At 31.5% G+C, this 17,618-nt stretch carries 19 protein-coding genes; 11 read left to right on the top strand and 8 right to left on the bottom strand.

Features of this window, described 5'->3' with window-relative positions:
- The first annotated feature begins 227 nt into the window (after nucleotides 1-227).
- The 5 genes from IDG60_RS09640 to IDG60_RS09660 all read left to right on the top strand — a co-directional run bounded on the left by IDG60_RS09640 (nucleotide 228) and on the right by IDG60_RS09660 (nucleotide 4,241).
- Nucleotides 228-383: a hypothetical protein gene (locus IDG60_RS09640; RefSeq protein WP_000499195.1), complete on the top strand. Its 156-nt coding sequence runs from the start codon at nucleotides 228-230 to the stop codon at nucleotides 381-383.
- Nucleotides 384-421: 38 nt separating this feature from the next.
- Nucleotides 422-1,393 carry an ABC transporter permease gene (locus IDG60_RS09645; protein WP_000876320.1) on the top strand — a complete coding sequence of 324 codons (972 nt, stop codon included), beginning with the start codon at nucleotides 422-424 and terminating at the stop codon, nucleotides 1,391-1,393.
- A complete protein-coding gene (locus IDG60_RS09650) occupies nucleotides 1,380-2,336 on the top strand; it encodes an iron chelate uptake ABC transporter family permease subunit (protein ID WP_001245577.1) in 957 nt (318 codons plus the stop codon). The genes IDG60_RS09645 and IDG60_RS09650 overlap by 14 nt, the downstream gene beginning before the upstream one ends.
- On the top strand, nucleotides 2,333-3,094 hold the full coding sequence (locus IDG60_RS09655; RefSeq protein WP_000616840.1) for an iron ABC transporter ATP-binding protein: 762 nt from the start codon (nucleotides 2,333-2,335) through the stop codon (nucleotides 3,092-3,094). Before IDG60_RS09650 ends, IDG60_RS09655 begins: the two co-directional genes overlap by 4 nt.
- Before the next feature lie 118 nt (nucleotides 3,095-3,212).
- Nucleotides 3,213-4,241 carry a ferrated catecholamine ABC transporter substrate-binding lipoprotein SstD gene (locus IDG60_RS09660; RefSeq protein WP_000754443.1) on the top strand — a complete coding sequence of 343 codons (1,029 nt, stop codon included), beginning with the start codon at nucleotides 3,213-3,215 and terminating at the stop codon, nucleotides 4,239-4,241.
- A gap of 316 nt (nucleotides 4,242-4,557) precedes the next feature.
- Here IDG60_RS09660 and IDG60_RS09665 read toward each other — a convergent pair whose 3' ends face one another.
- The 3 genes from IDG60_RS09665 to IDG60_RS09675 form a co-directional block, all read right to left on the bottom strand.
- Entirely contained in the window at nucleotides 4,558-4,872 is a 315-nt protein-coding gene (locus IDG60_RS09665; RefSeq protein ID WP_001127269.1) for a CHY zinc finger protein, read from the bottom strand.
- Nucleotides 4,873-4,889: 17 nt separating this feature from the next.
- Nucleotides 4,890-5,813, bottom strand: a complete 924-nt coding sequence (gene murB / locus IDG60_RS09670; RefSeq protein ID WP_000608433.1) for a UDP-N-acetylmuramate dehydrogenase — start codon at nucleotides 5,811-5,813, stop codon at nucleotides 4,890-4,892.
- 126 nt (nucleotides 5,814-5,939) lie between these two features.
- Nucleotides 5,940-6,458: a GrpB family protein gene (locus IDG60_RS09675; RefSeq protein WP_000287207.1), complete on the bottom strand. Its 519-nt coding sequence runs from the start codon at nucleotides 6,456-6,458 to the stop codon at nucleotides 5,940-5,942.
- A gap of 119 nt (nucleotides 6,459-6,577) precedes the next feature.
- Here IDG60_RS09675 and IDG60_RS09680 point away from each other — a divergent pair, with 119 nt between their 5' ends.
- From IDG60_RS09680 to IDG60_RS09690, 3 genes are all read left to right on the top strand, one after another.
- Entirely contained in the window at nucleotides 6,578-7,456 is an 879-nt protein-coding gene (locus tag IDG60_RS09680) for an EMYY motif lipoprotein (RefSeq protein WP_000724887.1), read from the top strand.
- Between the two features lie 153 nt (nucleotides 7,457-7,609).
- The gene (gene ytxJ / locus IDG60_RS09685; RefSeq protein WP_000985617.1) at nucleotides 7,610-7,930 is read left to right on the top strand and encodes a bacillithiol system redox-active protein YtxJ; all 321 of its coding nucleotides are present in this window, start codon (nucleotides 7,610-7,612) and stop codon (nucleotides 7,928-7,930) included.
- A gap of 423 nt (nucleotides 7,931-8,353) precedes the next feature.
- Entirely contained in the window at nucleotides 8,354-9,478 is a 1,125-nt protein-coding gene (locus tag IDG60_RS09690) for a glycerate kinase (protein ID WP_000866737.1), read from the top strand.
- A 186-nt stretch (nucleotides 9,479-9,664) separates the two neighbouring features.
- Here the strand turns inward: IDG60_RS09690 and pepT are convergent, their stop codons facing one another.
- The 4 genes from pepT to gdpS all read right to left on the bottom strand — a co-directional run bounded on the left by pepT (nucleotide 9,665) and on the right by gdpS (nucleotide 13,444).
- Nucleotides 9,665-10,891: a peptidase T gene (gene pepT, locus IDG60_RS09695; RefSeq protein WP_000795811.1), complete on the bottom strand. Its 1,227-nt coding sequence runs from the start codon at nucleotides 10,889-10,891 to the stop codon at nucleotides 9,665-9,667.
- Between the two features lie 13 nt (nucleotides 10,892-10,904).
- Entirely contained in the window at nucleotides 10,905-11,399 is a 495-nt protein-coding gene (locus tag IDG60_RS09700) for a threonine/serine exporter family protein (RefSeq protein WP_000899890.1), read from the bottom strand.
- A gap of 17 nt (nucleotides 11,400-11,416) precedes the next feature.
- Nucleotides 11,417-12,178, bottom strand: coding sequence for a threonine/serine exporter family protein (locus IDG60_RS09705; protein WP_001113406.1), 762 nt, complete (start codon nucleotides 12,176-12,178; stop codon nucleotides 11,417-11,419).
- A 195-nt stretch (nucleotides 12,179-12,373) separates the two neighbouring features.
- A complete protein-coding gene (gdpS, locus tag IDG60_RS09710; RefSeq protein ID WP_000460983.1) occupies nucleotides 12,374-13,444 on the bottom strand; it encodes a GGDEF domain-containing protein GdpS in 1,071 nt (356 codons plus the stop codon).
- A 317-nt stretch (nucleotides 13,445-13,761) separates the two neighbouring features.
- On the opposite strand from gdpS, the gene IDG60_RS09715 reads away from it, so the two are divergent.
- Nucleotides 13,762-14,817, top strand: coding sequence for a glycosyltransferase family 4 protein (locus IDG60_RS09715; protein ID WP_000258150.1), 1,056 nt, complete (start codon nucleotides 13,762-13,764; stop codon nucleotides 14,815-14,817).
- Between the two features lie 164 nt (nucleotides 14,818-14,981).
- On the opposite strand, the gene IDG60_RS09720 is transcribed toward IDG60_RS09715, so the two are convergent.
- Complete coding sequence (locus IDG60_RS09720; protein ID WP_000192949.1) at nucleotides 14,982-15,623, bottom strand: YigZ family protein; 642 nt, start codon at nucleotides 15,621-15,623, stop codon at nucleotides 14,982-14,984.
- A 143-nt stretch (nucleotides 15,624-15,766) separates the two neighbouring features.
- Here IDG60_RS09720 and fakB1 point away from each other — a divergent pair, with 143 nt between their 5' ends.
- Entirely contained in the window at nucleotides 15,767-16,633 is an 867-nt protein-coding gene (fakB1, locus tag IDG60_RS09725; protein ID WP_000686344.1) for a fatty acid kinase binding subunit FakB1, read from the top strand.
- Between the two features lie 363 nt (nucleotides 16,634-16,996).
- On the top strand, nucleotides 16,997-17,618 hold a 622-nt coding region (locus IDG60_RS09730), incomplete at its 3' end, for a DEAD/DEAH box helicase family protein (RefSeq protein ID WP_206160651.1).

A 17,618-nucleotide genomic window follows, 5' to 3' on the forward strand; every position in this document is an offset into this window, starting at 1 on the left:
ACGTAGAAGCATTACAAGATGATGACTTTGTATTTGACAACAAATAACAATTAAATTAAAAGACCTTCACATGTAAAGGGAAATAGCGATTCGTTTCGTCTTGTCTCCTACATGTTGAAGGTCTTTTCTCTATGCTTAAAAGCGTATGCATATTTTGAAAAAGTAAAAATTGTATTTAATGATGTCAATGAGGCTAGAAAGTATACAAGATATTGCATTACAAAAGGGTGTTCTATTTTACTTTAAGCAAACAAAATACACATTCCGAAAAATTAAATTTCAGTTTAATTGCAAATATCAATAAAATTGACACTAAATTATTTGAAAGGCTATTGAAATTATGGTCAAAAAACGCTACTATTAATGAGAAATATTATCAATGATAATGATTATCATTAATTTAAAGGGAGAAAAATTTGTAATGAAGTATTTATTAAAGGGAAATATTTTGCTTCTATTACTAATATTGTTGACAATTATTTCGTTGTTCATAGGTGTGAGTGAACTATCAATTAAAGATTTACTACATTTAACTGAATCACAGCGGAATATTTTATTCTCAAGCCGAATACCAAGGACGATGAGTATTTTAATTGCTGGAAGTTCGTTGGCTTTAGCAGGCTTGATAATGCAACAAATGATGCAAAATAAGTTTGTTAGTCCGACTACAGCTGGAACGATGGAATGGGCTAAACTAGGTATTTTAATTGCTTTATTGTTCTTTCCAACCAGTCATATTTTATTAAAACTAGTATTTGCTGTTATTTGCAGTATTTGCGGTACGTTTTTATTTGTTAAAATCATTGATTTTATAAAAGTGAAAGATGTCATTTTTGTACCGCTTTTAGGAATTATGATGGGTGGGATTGTTGCAAGTTTCACAACCTTCATCTCATTGCGCACGAATGCTGTTCAAAGCATTGGTAACTGGCTTAACGGGAACTTTGCCATTATCACAAGTGGACGCTATGAAATTTTATATTTAAGTATTCCTCTTTTAGCATTGACATATCTTTTTGCTAATCATTTCACGATTGTAGGAATGGGTAAAGACTTTACTAATAATTTAGGTTTGAGTTACGAAAAATTAATTAACATCGCATTGTTTATTACTGCAACTATTACAGCATTGGTAGTGGTGACTGTTGGAACATTACCGTTCTTAGGACTAGTAATACCAAATATTATTTCAATTTATCGAGGTGATCATTTGAAAAATGCTATCCCTCATACGATGATGTTAGGTGCCATCTTTGTATTATTTTCTGATATAGTTGGCAGAATTGTTGTTTATCCATATGAAATAAATATTGGTTTAACAATAGGTGTATTTGGAACAATCATTTTCCTTATCTTGCTTATGAAAGGTAGGAAAAATTATGCGCAACAATAATAAAAAAATAATGCTTTTAATTGCAGTAACGTTATTAATTAGTATGCTGTACTTATTTGTAGGTATTGATTTTGAAATATTTGAATATCAATTTTCAAGTCGTTTAAGAAAGTTCATATTAATTATTTTAGTAGGTGCTGCCATTGCAACTTCAGTGGTGATTTTTCAAGCGATTACAAATAACCGTCTATTGACACCATCAATAATGGGGTTAGATGCAGTTTATTTATTTATCAAAGTATTGCCAGTCTTTTTATTTGGAATTCAATCGGTATGGGTTACTAATGTATATTTGAACTTTATATTAACACTTATAACGATGGTGTTATTCGCACTAATCCTATTCCAAGGTATCTTTAAAATTGGACATTTTTCAATTTATTTTATCTTACTTATTGGTGTCCTTTTAGGAACATTTTTTAGAAGCATAACAGGTTTTATTCAACTGATTATGGATCCTGAGTCATTTTTAGCAATACAAAGTAGTATGTTTGCTAATTTTAATGCTTCTAATTCGAATTTAGTTACTTTCTCAGCAGTGCTATTAGTAATCTTATTAGTCATTACAATTTTACTATTGCCTTATTTAGATGTATTGCTTTTAGGTCGTGCTGAAGCAATTAATCTTGGGATATCGTATGAAAAATTAACGCGAATTCTACTTGTAATAGTCTCAGTTTTAGTTTCTGTGTCAACTGCATTAGTAGGACCAATTACATTTTTAGGTTTATTAACTGTAAATCTAGCGCATGAACTAATGAAGACGTATGAACATAAGTATATTTTAATTGCGACAATTTGCTTGAGTTGGATTAGTTTATTTAGTGCGCAATGGGTAGTTGAAAATGTGTTTGAAGCTACGACAGAAATGAGTATACTTATTGATTTGATTGGTGGAAGTTATTTCATTTATCTATTAGTTAGAAGGAGAAATGCGCAATGATTCAAGTTGAAAATTTAACTAAAACTATAAATAATCAAATGATATTGGAAGATATTAGCATAGATATCGAAAAAGGTAAATTGACTTCTTTAATTGGACCTAATGGTGCGGGTAAGAGTACTTTACTTTCAGCGATATGTAGGTTAATTCGTTTTGATAACGGTGAAGTGAAAATAGATGGACAGCTCATGTCTGATTATAAAAATAATGACTTGTCGAAAAAAATATCTATATTAAAACAAACAAACCATACTGAAATGAATATTACGGTAGAGCAGTTGGTAAACTTTGGACGATTCCCTTATTCTAAAGGTCGTTTGACGAAAGAGGATCATGATATTGTCAATGATGCGCTAGATTTGTTGCAACTACAAGATATCAGAAATCGTAATATTAAGTCATTATCTGGTGGACAACGTCAGCGTGCATACATTGCAATGACAATAGCACAAGATACTGAATATATTTTGCTAGATGAACCATTAAATAATTTAGATATGAAGCATGCTGTTCAAATTATGCAAACGTTAAAAATGTTAGCGCATAAAATGAATAAAGCGATTGTCATTGTGTTACATGATATTAACTTTGCGTCCTGTTATTCAGATCAGATTGTAGCATTGAAAAACGGACAACTAGTTAAGTCAGATTTGAAAGATAATGTCATTCAAAGTAGTGTTTTAAGTGATTTATATGACATGAATATTCAAATTGAACATATAAGAAATCAAAGGATTTGTTTATATTTTAAGGATTGATAATTTGGAGACACTTTAAAGGGGTGATGCGCCAATTAAAGAAGGGTTAAACGTAAAGCATTTATTTATATTTCACATCAAGCACACAGATTAAGCCAAAAGAGGAGAATATTATATTATGAAGAAAACAGTCTTATATTTAGTATTAGCAGTAATGTTTTTATTAGCGGCATGCGGTAACAATTCTGATAAAGAACAATCAAAATCAGAAACTAAAGGTTCTAAAGATACAGTAAAAATTGAAAATAACTATAAAATGCGTGGCGAGAAAAAAGATGGTAGTGACGCTAAAAAAGTTAAAGAAACTGTTGAAGTACCAAAAAATCCTAAAAATGCAGTTGTGTTAGACTATGGCGCATTAGATGTAATGAAAGAAATGGGCTTATCAGATAAAGTAAAAGCATTACCTAAAGGGGAAGGCGGTAAGTCATTACCGAATTTCTTAGAATCATTTAAAGATGATAAATATACAAACGTTGGTAATTTAAAAGAAGTGAATTTTGATAAAATTGCTGCGACGAAACCCGAAGTAATCTTTATCTCTGGACGTACAGCTAATCAAAAGAATTTAGATGAATTCAAAAAAGCTGCACCTAAAGCGAAAATTGTTTATGTTGGTGCAGATGAAAAGAACTTAATTGGTTCAATGAAACAAAACACTGAAAATATCGGTAAAATTTACGATAAAGAAGATAAAGCTAAAGAATTAAATAAAGATTTAGATAACAAAATTGCTTCAATGAAAGATAAAACGAAAAACTTCAATAAAACTGTTATGTATTTACTAGTTAACGAAGGTGAATTATCAACATTTGGACCTAAAGGTCGTTTTGGTGGATTAGTTTACGATACATTAGGATTCAATGCAGTTGATAAAAAAGTAAGTAATAGCAATCATGGACAAAATGTTTCTAACGAATATGTTAATAAAGAAAATCCAGATGTTATTTTAGCGATGGATAGAGGTCAAGCGATAAGTGGTAAATCAACTGCGAAACAAGCATTAAATAATCCTGTATTAAAAAATGTTAAAGCAATTAAAGAAGACAAAGTATATAATTTAGATCCTAAATTATGGTACTTTGCAGCTGGATCAACTACAACTACAATTAAACAAATTGAGGAACTTGATAAAGTTGTAAAATAATTTTAAAAGAGGGGAACAATGGTTAAAGGTCTTAATCATTGCTCCCCTCTTTTCTTTAAAAAAGGAAATCTGGGACGTCAATCAATGTCCTAGACTCTAAAATGTTCTGTTGTCAGTCGTTGGTTGAATGAACATGTACTTGTAACAAGTTCATTTCAATACCAGTGGGCTCCAAACATAGAGAAATTTGATTTTCAATTTCTACTGACAATGCAAGTTGGCGGGGCCCAAACATAGAGAATTTCAAAAAGGAATTCTACAGAAGTGGTGCTTTATCATGTCTGACCCACTCCCTATAATGTTTTGACTATGTTGTTTAAATTTCAAAATAAATATGATAGTGATATTTACAGCGATTGTTAAACCGAGATTGGCAATTTGGACAACGCTCTACCATCATATATTCATTGATTGTTAATTCGTGTTTGCATACACCGCATAAGATTGCTTTTTCGTTAAATGAAGGCTCAGACCAACGCTTAATGGCGTGCTTTTCAAACTCATTATGGCACTTATAGCATGGATAGTATTTATTACAACATTTAAATTTAATAGCAATAATATCTTCTTCGGTAAAATAATGGCGACAGCGTGTTTCAGTATCGATTAATGAACCATAAACTTTAGGCATAGACAAAGCTCCTTAACTTACGATTCCTTTGGATGTTCACCAATAATGCGAACTTCACGATTTAATTCAATGCCAAATTTTTCTTTGACGGTCTTTTGTACATAATGAATAAGGTTTTCATAATCTGTAGCAGTTCCATTGTCTACATTTACCATAAAACCAGCGTGTTTGGTTGAAACTTCAACGCCGCCAATACGGTGACCTTGCAAATTAGAATCTTGTATCAATTTACCTGCAAAATGACCAGGCGGTCTTTGGAATACACTACCACATGAAGGATACTCTAAAGGTTGTTTAGATTCTCTACGTTCTGTTAAATCATCCATTTTAGCTTGTATTTCAGTCATTTTACCAGGAGCTAAAGTAAATGCAGCTTCTAATACAACTAAGTGTTCTTTTTGAATAATGCTATTACGATAATCTAACTCTAATTCTTTTGTTGTAAGTTTAATTAACGAGCCTTGTTCGTTTACGCAAAGCGCATAGTCTATACAATCTTTAACTTCGCCACCATAAGCGCCAGCATTCATATACACTGCACCACCAATTGAACCTGGAATACCACATGCAAATTCAAGGCCAGTAAGTGCGTAATCACGAGCAACACGTGAGACATCAATAATTGCAGCGCCGCTACCGGCTATTATCGCATCATCAGATACATCGATATGATCTAGTGATAATAAACTAATTACAATGCCGCGAATACCACCTTCACGGATAATAATATTTGAGCCATTTCCTAAATATGTAACAGGAATCTCATTTTGATAGGCATATTTAACAACTGCTTGTACTTCTTCATTTTTAGTAGGGGTAATATAAAAGTCGGCATTACCACCTGTTTTAGTATAAGTGTATCGTTTTAAAGGTTCATCAACTTTAATTTTTTCATTTGGGATAAGTTGTTGTAAAGCTTGATAGATGTCTTTATTTATCACTTCTCAGTACATCCTTTCTCATGTCTTTAATATCATATAGTATTATACCAATTTTAAAATTCATTTGCGAAAATTGAAAAGAAAGTATTAGAATTAGTATAATTATAAAATACGGCATTATTGTCGTTATAAGTATTTTTTACATAGTTTTTCAAAGTATTGTTGCTTTTGCATCTCATATTGTCTAATTGTTAAGCTATGTTGCAATATTTGGTGCTTTTTTGTATTGAATTGCAAAGCAATATCATCATTAGTTGATAAGAGGTAATCAAGTGCAAGATAAGATTCAAATGTTTGGGTATTCATTTGAATGATATGTAGACGCACCTGTTGTTTTAGTTCATGAAAATTGTTAAACTTCGCCATCATAACTTTCTTAGTATATTTATGATGCAAACGATAAAACCCTACATAATTTAAGCGTTTTTCATCTAAGGATGTAATATCATGCAAATTTTCTACACCTACTAAAATATCTAAAATTGGCTCTGTTGAATATTTAAAATGATGCGTACCGCCAATATGTTTTGTATATTTTACTGGGCTGTCTAAGAGGTTGAATAATAATGATTCAATTTCAGTGTATTGTGATTGAAAACAATTAGTTAAATCACTATTAATGAATGGTTGAACATTTGAATACATGATAAACTCCTTTGATATTGAAATTTAATTTAATCACGATAAAGTCTGGAATACTATAACATAATTCATTTTCATAATAAACATGTTTTTGTATAATGAATCTGTTAAGGAGTGCAATCATGAAAAAAATTGTTATTATCGCTGTTTTAGCGATTTTATTTGTAGTAATAAGTGCTTGTGGTAATAAAGAAAAAGAGGCACAACATCAATTTACTAAGCAATTTAAAGATGTTGAGCAAAAACAAAAAGAATTACAACATGTCATGGATAATATACATTTGAAAGAAATTGATCATCTAAGTAAAACTGATACAACTGATAAAAATAGTAAAGAATTTAAGGCACTACAAGAAGATGTTAAAAACCATCTCATACCTAAATTTGAAGCATATTATAAGTCAGCAAAAAATTTGCCTGATGATACAATGAAAGTTAAGAAATTAAAAAAAGAATATATGACGCTTGCAAATGAGAAGAAGGATGCGATATATCAATTAAAAAAATTCATAGGTTTATGTAATCAATCTATCAAGTATAACGAAGACATTTTAGATTATACGAAACAATTTGAAAAAAATAGATACAAAGTTGAATCAGAAATTAAATTAGCTGATAATAAAAGTGAAGCAACTAATCTTACGACAAAATTAGAACATAATAATAAAGCGTTAAGAGATACTGCGAAGAAGAACCTAGATGATAGTAAAGAAAATGAAGTAAAAGGCGCGATTAAAAATCACATTATGCCAATGATTGAAAAACAAATTACCGATATTAACCAAACTAATATTAGTGATAAGCATGTTAATAATGCAAGGAAAAACGCAATAGAAATGTATTACAGTCTGCAGAACTATTATAATACACGTATTGAAACAATAAAGGTTAGTGAGAAGTTATCAAAAGTCGATGTAGATAAGTTGCCGAAAAAGGGTATAGATATAACTCACGGCGATAAAGCCTTTGAAAAAAAGCTTGAAAAATTAGAAGAAAAATAACTATAATCATTTTTCAAAGTTAAAAATTTTGAATTTATGGTTAACATGTCAACTTACTATGTGTATAATGGTAAACATTGATATTAACTATATGTATAAAAATGTCACGCAGATGCTATTTAAATGTGATAAATATTTTTAGAGGTGAATAGAGTGGCTATAAAGCTAAGTTCAATTGACCAATTTGAACAGGTTATTGAGGAAAATAAATATGTTTTTGTATTAAAACATAGTGAAACTTGTCCAATATCGGCAAATGCGTACGATCAATTTAATAAATTTTTATATGAACGCGATATGGACGGTTATTATTTGATTGTCCAACAAGAACGCGATTTGTCAGATTATATTGCTAAAAAAACGAACGTTAAACATGAATCACCTCAAGCATTTTATTTTGTAAATGGTGAAATGGTTTGGAATCGAGACCACGGTGATATCAATGTGTCGTCATTAGCACAAGCAGAAGAATAATGAAACTATAGGTTGGAACATTTTGCCTTACACTACTAGACGTGAATAGCACAACTTAAATTCGTGTGAATCAGAGTAGTTTGGCTATAATGATGTTCTGACCTTTTATTTTATGTCACCTTTAGAAGCAGTTAAGTTAGTACTTTTTTACAAACATATGTATAATGTATTCGAGTATTTTTATTGAAAATATTTTGGAAAACGACGAATCCAATAAGAAAATTTAAACATGATTTGTAAGTTAGTTTAATAGGAAATATATGATAAACCAAAAGAAGCATACTGTTATTTACTGGAATAATTAATAATCATGTCATGTTAAATGTTCGCATATAATCACGAGATAAAATCTAAAATTTAAGATTAATCTTTTATGAATAAAAAACGTATCACAACAAATAATAAAGTAAGGTGGTCAAGGTTATGAAAGTATTAGTAGCCATGGATGAGTTTCATGGAATTATTTCGAGTTATCAAGCTAATAGATATGTTGAAGAGGCAGTTGCAAGCCAAATTGAAACTGCAGATGTAGTTCAAGTACCATTGTTTAATGGAAGACATGAATTATTAGATTCTGTATTTTTATGGCAATCTGGGCAAAAGTATCGTATACCAGTACATGATGCAGATATGAATGAAGTTGAAGGTGTTTACGGACAAACTGATACAGGGATGACCGTTATCGAGGGGAATTTATTTTTAAAAGGTAAAAAACCAATTGTTGAACGAACAAGTTATGGTTTAGGAGAAATGATTAAACATGCATTAGATAATGACGCAAAACATGTTGTAATTTCACTAGGTGGGATTGATAGTTTTGATGCTGGTGCAGGTATGTTACAAGCATTAGGTGCTCAATTCTATGATGACGAAGGGCGTGTCGTAGATATGAGACAAGGTGCTGGTGTAATTAAATATATTCGTCGTATGGATATGTCGAACTTACACCCTAAAATGGAAACAGCAAGAATTCAAGTAATGTCGGATTTTTCAAGTCGATTATATGGTAAGCAAAGTGAAATCATGCAAACTTATGATGCGCATCAGTTGCATCATAATCAAGCAGCAGAAATCGATAATTTAATTTGGTATTTTAGTGAGTTATTTAAAAGTGAATTGAAAATTGCAATTGGTCCAGTTGAACGTGGTGGTGCTGGTGGTGGAATTGCAGCAGTCTTGAATGGACTGTATCAAGCTGAAATATTAACCAGTCATGCATTAGTAGACCAACTAACACATTTAGAAAATTTAGTTGAACAAGCGGATTTAATTATTTTTGGAGAAGGGTTAAATGAAAATGATCAGTTGCTAGAAACGACAACATTGCGTATTGCAGAACTTTGTCATAAACATCAAAAGGTTGCCATTGCAATTTGTGCAACTGCTGAAAAGTTTGATTTATTTGAATCACAAGGGGTTACAGCAATGTTTAATACATTTATCGATATGCCAGAAACTTATACTGACTTTAAAATGGGATTACAAATTAGGCATTATACGGTTCAGTCTTTAAAACTGTTGAAAACACATTTTAATGTTGAGGTTTAGTAAAGAAGGACTAAATTGATGATGCTGTCATGATGGTTAATAACATTTATGATGGTTAGCAAAACGAATTAGAAGATCGAAAGTATACGTAAAAAATATGAAAAATCACGCTATCATTGCACTGAATGTTAGCGTGATTTTTTTATTAATTAAGCCTGAGTTGAACTAGTATATAATCGTTTGTTTTTAGTGATTTTCAGCGATATCTTCTACAATTCCAATGATTACTTGTACTGCTTTTTCCATAACATCAATGGATGCATATTCATATGGGCCGTGGAAGTTACCGCAACCTGTAAAGATGTTTGGAGTTGGTAACCCCATAAATGACAATTGTGAACCATCTGTACCACCACGAATAGGTTCAGTGTTTGCTGGAATATCTAATTTGGCAAAGACACGTTTAGGTATATCAATAATATGAGGCAATGGTAATATTTTTTCTGCCATATTGAAATATTGATCCGATATATCAACTTTAACTGGATAATTTTCAAAATGGGCATTGATATCGTCACGTATTTCTAAAATACGTTTCTTACGCAATTCGAATTGTTTTTTATCATGATCACGAATAATGTATTGCAAAGTTGCTTTTTCAACAGTTCCTTCAAAGTTCATTAAGTGATAAAAGCCTTCGTATCCTTCTGTTCGCTCCGGAACTTCACTATCAGGTAGCAAACTATCGAATTGTTCACCTAAACGTATTGCGTTTACCATTGCATTTTTAGCTGAACCAGGATGAACATTTACACCGTGGCATGTAATAACCGCTTCAGCAGCGTTAAAGCTTTCATATTGTAATTCTCCATATTGACTACCATCCATAGTATAAGCAAAATCAGCATTGAAGCGGTCAACATCAAATTTATGTGGACCACGACCGATTTCTTCGTCTGGTGTAAATCCAATGCGAATGGTACCATGTTTAATTTCTGGATGTTCTTGTAAATAACAAATAGCTTCCATAATTTCCACAATACCCGCTTTATCGTCTGCACCTAGTAACGATGTACCATCAGTTACCATTAATGTATGACCAACTAAACTGTTAAGTTCTGGAAATACTTTAGGATCTAAGACACGTTTAGTATTGCCTAGTTTGTATGGCTTACCATCATAGTTTTCAATAATTTGCGGTTTAACATTTGAAGCATTGAAATCAGGTGATGTATCAACATGCGCCAAAAATCCAACTGTTGGGACGTCGGCATCGATGTTACTTTCTAATGTAGCAAATAAGTAGCCATTTTCATCTAAATCAGTTGGCAATCCTAATTGTTGTAATTCTTTTTCTAATAAATGTAACAAATCCCATTGCTTTTCAGTTGAAGGTGTTGTTGTAGATTTTGGATCAGATTGCGTATCAATTGTCGTATATCTTGTTAATCTATCTATCAATTGGTTCTTCATTATATTCGACCCCTTAAACTCTATTATTCATGTTGTAAGATTTTTTATATGTCTTACCTTTGATTTTACCATACAGTTGTTTGATACGTGTGTATAGGTAATATAGAATTTCAGAAACTAATATACCGAAAGCAATCGCACCTGAAATCAGTGTAACTTCTAAAAATGTATTTACAGCACTTGTATAATCATTCGATACTAAAAAACGAGTCGCTTGATAAGCTGCACCACCAGGTACTAATGGTATAATGCCTGGTACTATGAATATAATTACCGGTCGTTTATATCTGCGACTCATAGTATGACTCATTAAGCCTAAAATTAAGCTTCCCAAAAATGAAGCGCCAACTTTTCCAAACTCTAAATCTACCGTTAATTGGTAAATCGTCCATGCAATGGCACCTACAAATCCACATGCTACTAAGAGGCGTTTGGGTGCATTGAAAATGATAGAGAAAAGTACTGTTGATATAAAGCTGATTGTAAAATGAAATAAATAAAATAGCATGCTTTAACAGTCCTTCCTTAAATGATTAATAAAACGATTGCGACACCAGCACCGATTGCGAATGCTGTTAATGCAGCTTCAACACCTCGAGACATACCTGCAAGTAATTCACCCGCTAATAAATCTCGAATGGCATTGGTAATTAATATACCAGGGACAAGTGGCATGACACTGGCTATAGTAATGATATCTTGATTGGTTGCAATGCCTAATTTAGTAAATGTGGCTGCAATGGATATGACCACAGCAGCTGCAACAAACTCTGAGAAAAATTTAATTTGTATATAGCGTTGCACAAAGCTGAATGTTAAAAATGCGGATCCACCAGCAATGACTGCAATCCAACAATCTGATGCGACACCACCAAACATAAATAGGAAGAAGCCACATGCAATGGCAGCTGCAAAGAAATTCGTTAAAAAAGAATATTGTAATGATGCATGCTGTAAATGAATAAATTCAGATTTAGCTTCATCAATTGTGAGTTCTTTATTTGATATTTTACGTGAAAGACTATTCGTTAAAGCGATTTTCTCTAAATCTGTTGTACGCTCTTGTACACGAATTAATCTTGTACTTGTTCGATCGTTTAATGAAAAAATAATTGCAGTTGAACTGACAAAACTATATGTATTATGAAGACCATAACTATGTGCGATACGGTTCATTGTATCTTCAACTCGATATGTTTCAGCACCTGATTCAAGTAAAATTCTACCTGCAATTAATACAACATCAATCACTTTGTTTTCATCTATAATTGTGATTGAATCTGGCATATCAATTCACCTCCAATGATATGTGTTATTTATTTGAACAATTGAAGTTTACAACTTGTTGTTACAACTTTCAATAGTGAGACTTTGTGTTAGTATGATGAACTTGTATGGTTCAAATTTAAATAAGAAAAACTGTTAATCTTTGCTATTATACTATGATTTAATAATAGCAAAGGATTAACAGTTTTGTCGTTGTTATAAATTGATAATAGGGTTAAACATTACTTTGTTTCGCCCTTGATTTTTGGCTACATGCACCATATCGTCTGCATCTTTAAACACTTTACGCTGTGATTTTGGATCGTCATCTGTTAAATAACCAACACCGATAGACACTGACAATTTAATAACTTCTTTGTTTGGTAAATGGAATGATGATTTTTCAACACCCGAACGAATATTTTCAGCTAATTTAACACTTTGATCAAGTGAATAATTGTGAATGACAACTGAGAACTCTTCGCCACCATTTCTAAAAATTTTAAATTGATTCGGCACATAGTTTTTAAGTAATTGAGACATTTGTTTTAATACAGCATCACCTGATTTGTGTGAGTAGGTATCATTGACATCTTTAAATCCATCGATATCGATTAATAATAAAGCGATACTTTGATGTTCTTTTTCAGCTTTTCGTGAAATTTCATTTAAATGTCTATCAAATTCTTTTACATTACCTAAGCCTGTTAAGTAATCATATTTATCTTCGTTTTCATAACGATTTACGAGTGAGAAGAAATGCCAAATATCGACAAATGTTATCGCTGAAGCTAAAGTGATAATTAATGAAATTGGTATTAAAATGATAACTTCCGATAGTGTATAAATAGGACTCACTAACGCGACACCAAATAAAATGATTATTGTAACAACATTAAGTATTAATAATGATAGCACATCATTTTGTTTTAAAAATGGTCCAATAGCACTTGTTACTGCAGCAATAACAATCAACGTAACACCGTACATAATCGAGTTGTTAAATACTACAATTTCAACAATTGCTACAATTACTGTGGCAGATAATGTATAGACCATATTTGTAAATCTACCTAAAAACAATAAAGGAACGAATGTTAAGTGAATTAAATAATCTTCACGATAAGGGATAGGGTAGACAGATAATAATAATGATACGATTGTCATTAAAACAGTGACATAAGCCTTAGAAAAAACCATACGTTTGTTTTCTGAATACTGTAAGCGATGGAATAAATAGATTCCAGCGACTATAACAGATATATTGTATATAAATGCTTCGAACATGTCTGAATCGACTCCTTTAATTGACCACTAGCTATTGTAAGTGAAAACTTACAATTTGTCATTAGTTTACATATAAAATTAATGTATGATATAGACTTTGATGTTAAAATGTTGCCTTAAATGATATGATGAAAAAATGAATAATAGGCGATATATAAGAAATGAATCGTATAGTTGTAAATATGATATCATTGATTGAGCGAATTAATTTATAATAAAGCTATAAGATATACGTAGAAAATAGATATATCATTCTATAAAGACAATATTAAATAAATATAACGTTAAAAACAATTAATATCGATGAAGGTGAATAAATGGTTACATTATTACTAGTTGCAGTAACAATGATTGTCAGTTTGACGATAACACCAATTGTTATTGCAATATCGAAAAGATTAAATTTAGTTGATAAACCAAATTTTAGAAAAGTACACACTAAACCTATTTCAGTTATGGGTGGTACAGTGATTCTCTTTTCATTTTTAATAGGTATTTGGATTGGTCATCCTATTGAAACAGAAATCAAACCACTTATTATTGGTGCGATTATTATGTACGTACTTGGGCTTGTAGATGATATCTACGATTTGAAACCGTATATAAAATTGGCTGGTCAAATTGCCGCTGCCTTAGTAGTTGCTTTTTATGGTGTGACTATTGATTTTATTTCGTTGCCAATGGGTACAACGATTCATTTTGGATTTCTTAGTATTCCAATTACTGTGATTTGGATTGTTGCTATTACAAATGCAATTAACTTAATTGATGGACTCGATGGTTTGGCGTCGGGTGTTTCTGCAATCGGACTCATTACAATAGGATTCATTGCAATTTTACAAGCTAATATTTTCATAACGATGATTTGTTGTGTTTTATTAGGCTCTTTAATTGGGTTTTTATTTTACAATTTCCATCCTGCCAAAATATTTTTAGGTGATAGTGGGGCTTTAATGATTGGATTTATCATCGGATTCCTTTCTTTACTCGGATTCAAAAATATTACAATTATTGCATTGTTCTTCCCAATTGTTATCTTAGCAGTTCCATTCATTGATACTTTGTTCGCAATGATTCGACGTGTGAAAAAAGGGCAGCATATAATGCAAGCTGATAAATCGCATTTGCATCATAAACTATTAGCTTTAGGCTACACACATAGACAAACAGTATTATTAATCTATTCAATCTCTATTTTATTTAGTCTTTCGAGCATTATTTTGTATGTATCGCCACCATTAGGTGTTGTATTAATGTTTGTATTAATCATATTTAGTATTGAATTAATTGTTGAATTTACAGGATTAATAGATAACAACTACCGACCAATATTAAATTTAATTAGTCGGAAATCGTCACACAAAGAAGATTAGATTTTAAAACAGTAAGTAATAAAATAAAAAAATGATGTCTGTACTTTTATGTTGTTATAAAGGAAGACATACTCACAAAAAACACTAGCATGGAACGTGCTTTCCAAATTGCAAAGTAACAATACGCAATTAGAGTTAGCCCTCCTAAGCTAGTGTTTTTATTTTTATTCAGTTGGTATATCGAAAGGTAACTGCTTTGGAGTTTCTTCAGTCAAATCGAAATTTCCAGCAGTCATTTGATTTAAAAAGTTAATAAACGCTTCATAGTCACTTTTAACGACATCGATATAGTAGCTTACCTTATCAGTGTAAGTTTGGTTTCTTAACATAAAATGAGTTGAAGCTAATTCATATTCAAATTTACCAGTTTGATCATAATTCAGTGTTACTATACATGGTACTGCTTCTCGTAGTTCGACACGCCCGACATCATAAATGACGTCTCTAACAGCACCGCTATAGGCGCGAATTAAACCGCCACCACCTAATTTAATACCACCAAAATATCTTGTTACTACGACACACGCATTATGAACATCGAGCTTTTTTAATATGTCTAACATTGGGACACCGGCAGTTCCTGTCGGTTCACCATCATCATTCGCTTTTTGAATATTCATTTCAGGTCCAATAGTATATGCAGAACAATTATGAGTGGCATCTTTATGTTCTTTTTTTATTGCAGCAATAAATGCTTTAGCTTCATCTTCATTTTGAACAGGTTTGATATGAGCAATGAATCTTGATTTACTAATCACATTTTCAATAATGTGTTCTTTTTTAACAGTAATGATATTTTGTGTCATAATAACTCCTTAATTCATAAGCTTAAGATTATTTAATCTTCATTATACACTGAAAATGACATGACTATAAATCGTTTGATTGCCATTTTCTTTTTAACTGAAATATTGTATCATTGCTATGAGTATATTTTAGGAGGACGACTATGAAAATTGCTGTGATGACCGATTCTACAAGTTATCTGTCGCAGGACTTAATCGATAAATATAATATTCAAATAGCGCCATTAAGTGTGACTTTTGATGATGGGAAGAACTTTACAGAAAGTAATGAAATAGCAATTGAAGAATTTTATAATAAAATGGCATCGTCTCAAACGATTCCAACAACAAGCCAACCAGCAATTGGCGAATGGATTACTAAATATGAAATGCTAAGAGATCAGGGTTACACAGATATCATTGTCATTTGCTTATCCAGTGGGATTAGTGGAAGTTATCAATCTAGTTATCAAGCAGGGGAAATGGTTGAAGGTGTTAATGTACATGCATTTGATAGTAAGCTTGCAGCAATGATTGAAGGATGTTATGTATTACGTGCTATTGAAATGGTTGAAGAAGGATACGAACCACAGCAAATTATTGATGATTTAACTAATATGCGTGAGCACACAGGTGCATATTTAATTGTTGATGACTTAAAGAATTTACAAAAAAGTGGTCGAATTACTGGTGCTCAAGCATGGGTTGGAACATTATTGAAAATGAAGCCAGTTCTTAAGTTTGAAGATGGCAAGATTATACCAGAAGAAAAAGTTCGTACTAAAAAGCGTGCCATTCAAACATTAGAAAAGAAAGTATTAGATATTGTAAAAGACTTTGAAGAAGTAACTTTATTTGTCATAAATGGAGATCATTTTGAAGATGGTCAAGCGTTATACAAAAAGTTACAAGAAGATTGTCCTTCAGGTTATCAAGTAGCATACTCTGAGTTTGGTCCAGTTGTTGCAGCACATTTAGGTTCTGGTGGATTAGGTTTAGGCTATGTTGGCAGAAAAATAAGATTAACATAATTATAAAATTTTAATAAAAGAGTCTATATTGTAATTGGAAATTATCTCTCGTATACATGGCTTTAAATGTTCATCATTTGAAAGTCAAAATGCTAAAGATATAAGAAAATCATTATAATATTAGGCTCTTTTTTACGTTGAAATGAGGTTTTAAGCATTAAACATTACGGGAAATTAATTCATCCTCATACTTCACTTACTAATGAAAAAATTAAAAAAGAAGTAACAGGTGTCATCAAACAAAATTCAAACTATTATTGTGTTCAATGTGAAAGTACAAATCCAAAGCATTTTTATCAGTATGATTCCTCAGTACATTCCAAGAAAATTGTATATTGCAGAAATTGTATATCACTGGGTCGAATGGATAATGTAACAAGATATAAAATAACAGAGAGTTCGCAAAGTTCATCACAAGCATATTATCATCTCTCATTTGAATTGTCGGAACAGCAGTCTTATGCCTCAGAACATATTGTTCGAGCCATTAGAATGAGACAAACGATTTTGTTATATGCCGTAACAGGTGCAGGTAAGACAGAAATGATGTTTCAAGGCATTCAATATGCAAGACGACAGGGAGATAATATAGCTATTGTGTCACCGCGTGTAGATGTTGTTGTAGAAATTAGTAAACGTATTAAAGACGCATTTCTTAATGAAGATATAGACATACTACACCAGCAATCAAGTCAACAATTTGAAGGGCATTTTGTTGTATGCACAGTACATCAACTTTACCGATTCAAACAGCACTTTGATACTATTTTTATTGATGAAGTCGATGCCTTTCCTTTATCAATGGATAAAAGTTTACAACAAGCATTGAAGTCATCTTCTAAAGTTGAACATGCAACGATTTATATGACAGCAACACCACCGAAACAACTTCTGTCAGAGATTCCCCACGAAAATATAATTAAATTGCCAGCTCGCTTTCATAAAAAATCACTTCCAGTTCCTAAATATCGTTATTTCAAACTTA

This window comes from Staphylococcus sp. EG-SA-2, from assembly GCF_017152085.1.

What these genes read in the sequence shown, in the direction of transcription:
- IDG60_RS09645 (WP_000876320.1), top strand. Translation starts at nt 422, where the DNA reads ATGAAGTATTTATTAAAGGGAAATATTTTGCTTCTATTACTAATATTG.
- IDG60_RS09650 (WP_001245577.1), top strand. Translation starts at nt 1,380, where the DNA reads ATGCGCAACAATAATAAAAAAATAATGCTTTTAATTGCAGTAACGTTA.
- IDG60_RS09655 (WP_000616840.1), top strand. Translation starts at nt 2,333, where the DNA reads ATGATTCAAGTTGAAAATTTAACTAAAACTATAAATAATCAAATGATA.
- IDG60_RS09660 (WP_000754443.1), top strand. Translation starts at nt 3,213, where the DNA reads ATGAAGAAAACAGTCTTATATTTAGTATTAGCAGTAATGTTTTTATTA.
- IDG60_RS09665 (WP_001127269.1), bottom strand. Translation starts at nt 4,872, where the DNA reads ATGCCTAAAGTTTATGGTTCATTAATCGATACTGAAACACGCTGTCGC.
- IDG60_RS09675 (WP_000287207.1), bottom strand. Translation starts at nt 6,458, where the DNA reads ATGTATTCAAATGTTCAACCATTCATTAATAGTGATTTAACTAATTGT.
- IDG60_RS09680 (WP_000724887.1), top strand. Translation starts at nt 6,578, where the DNA reads ATGAAAAAAATTGTTATTATCGCTGTTTTAGCGATTTTATTTGTAGTA.
- IDG60_RS09690 (WP_000866737.1), top strand. Translation starts at nt 8,354, where the DNA reads ATGAAAGTATTAGTAGCCATGGATGAGTTTCATGGAATTATTTCGAGT.
- pepT (WP_000795811.1), bottom strand. Translation starts at nt 10,891, where the DNA reads ATGAAGAACCAATTGATAGATAGATTAACAAGATATACGACAATTGAT.
- IDG60_RS09700 (WP_000899890.1), bottom strand. Translation starts at nt 11,399, where the DNA reads ATGCTATTTTATTTATTTCATTTTACAATCAGCTTTATATCAACAGTA.
- IDG60_RS09705 (WP_001113406.1), bottom strand. Translation starts at nt 12,178, where the DNA reads ATGCCAGATTCAATCACAATTATAGATGAAAACAAAGTGATTGATGTT.
- gdpS (WP_000460983.1), bottom strand. Translation starts at nt 13,444, where the DNA reads ATGTTCGAAGCATTTATATACAATATATCTGTTATAGTCGCTGGAATC.
- IDG60_RS09715 (WP_000258150.1), top strand. Translation starts at nt 13,762, where the DNA reads ATGGTTACATTATTACTAGTTGCAGTAACAATGATTGTCAGTTTGACG.
- IDG60_RS09720 (WP_000192949.1), bottom strand. Translation starts at nt 15,623, where the DNA reads ATGACACAAAATATCATTACTGTTAAAAAAGAACACATTATTGAAAAT.
- fakB1 (WP_000686344.1), top strand. Translation starts at nt 15,767, where the DNA reads ATGAAAATTGCTGTGATGACCGATTCTACAAGTTATCTGTCGCAGGAC.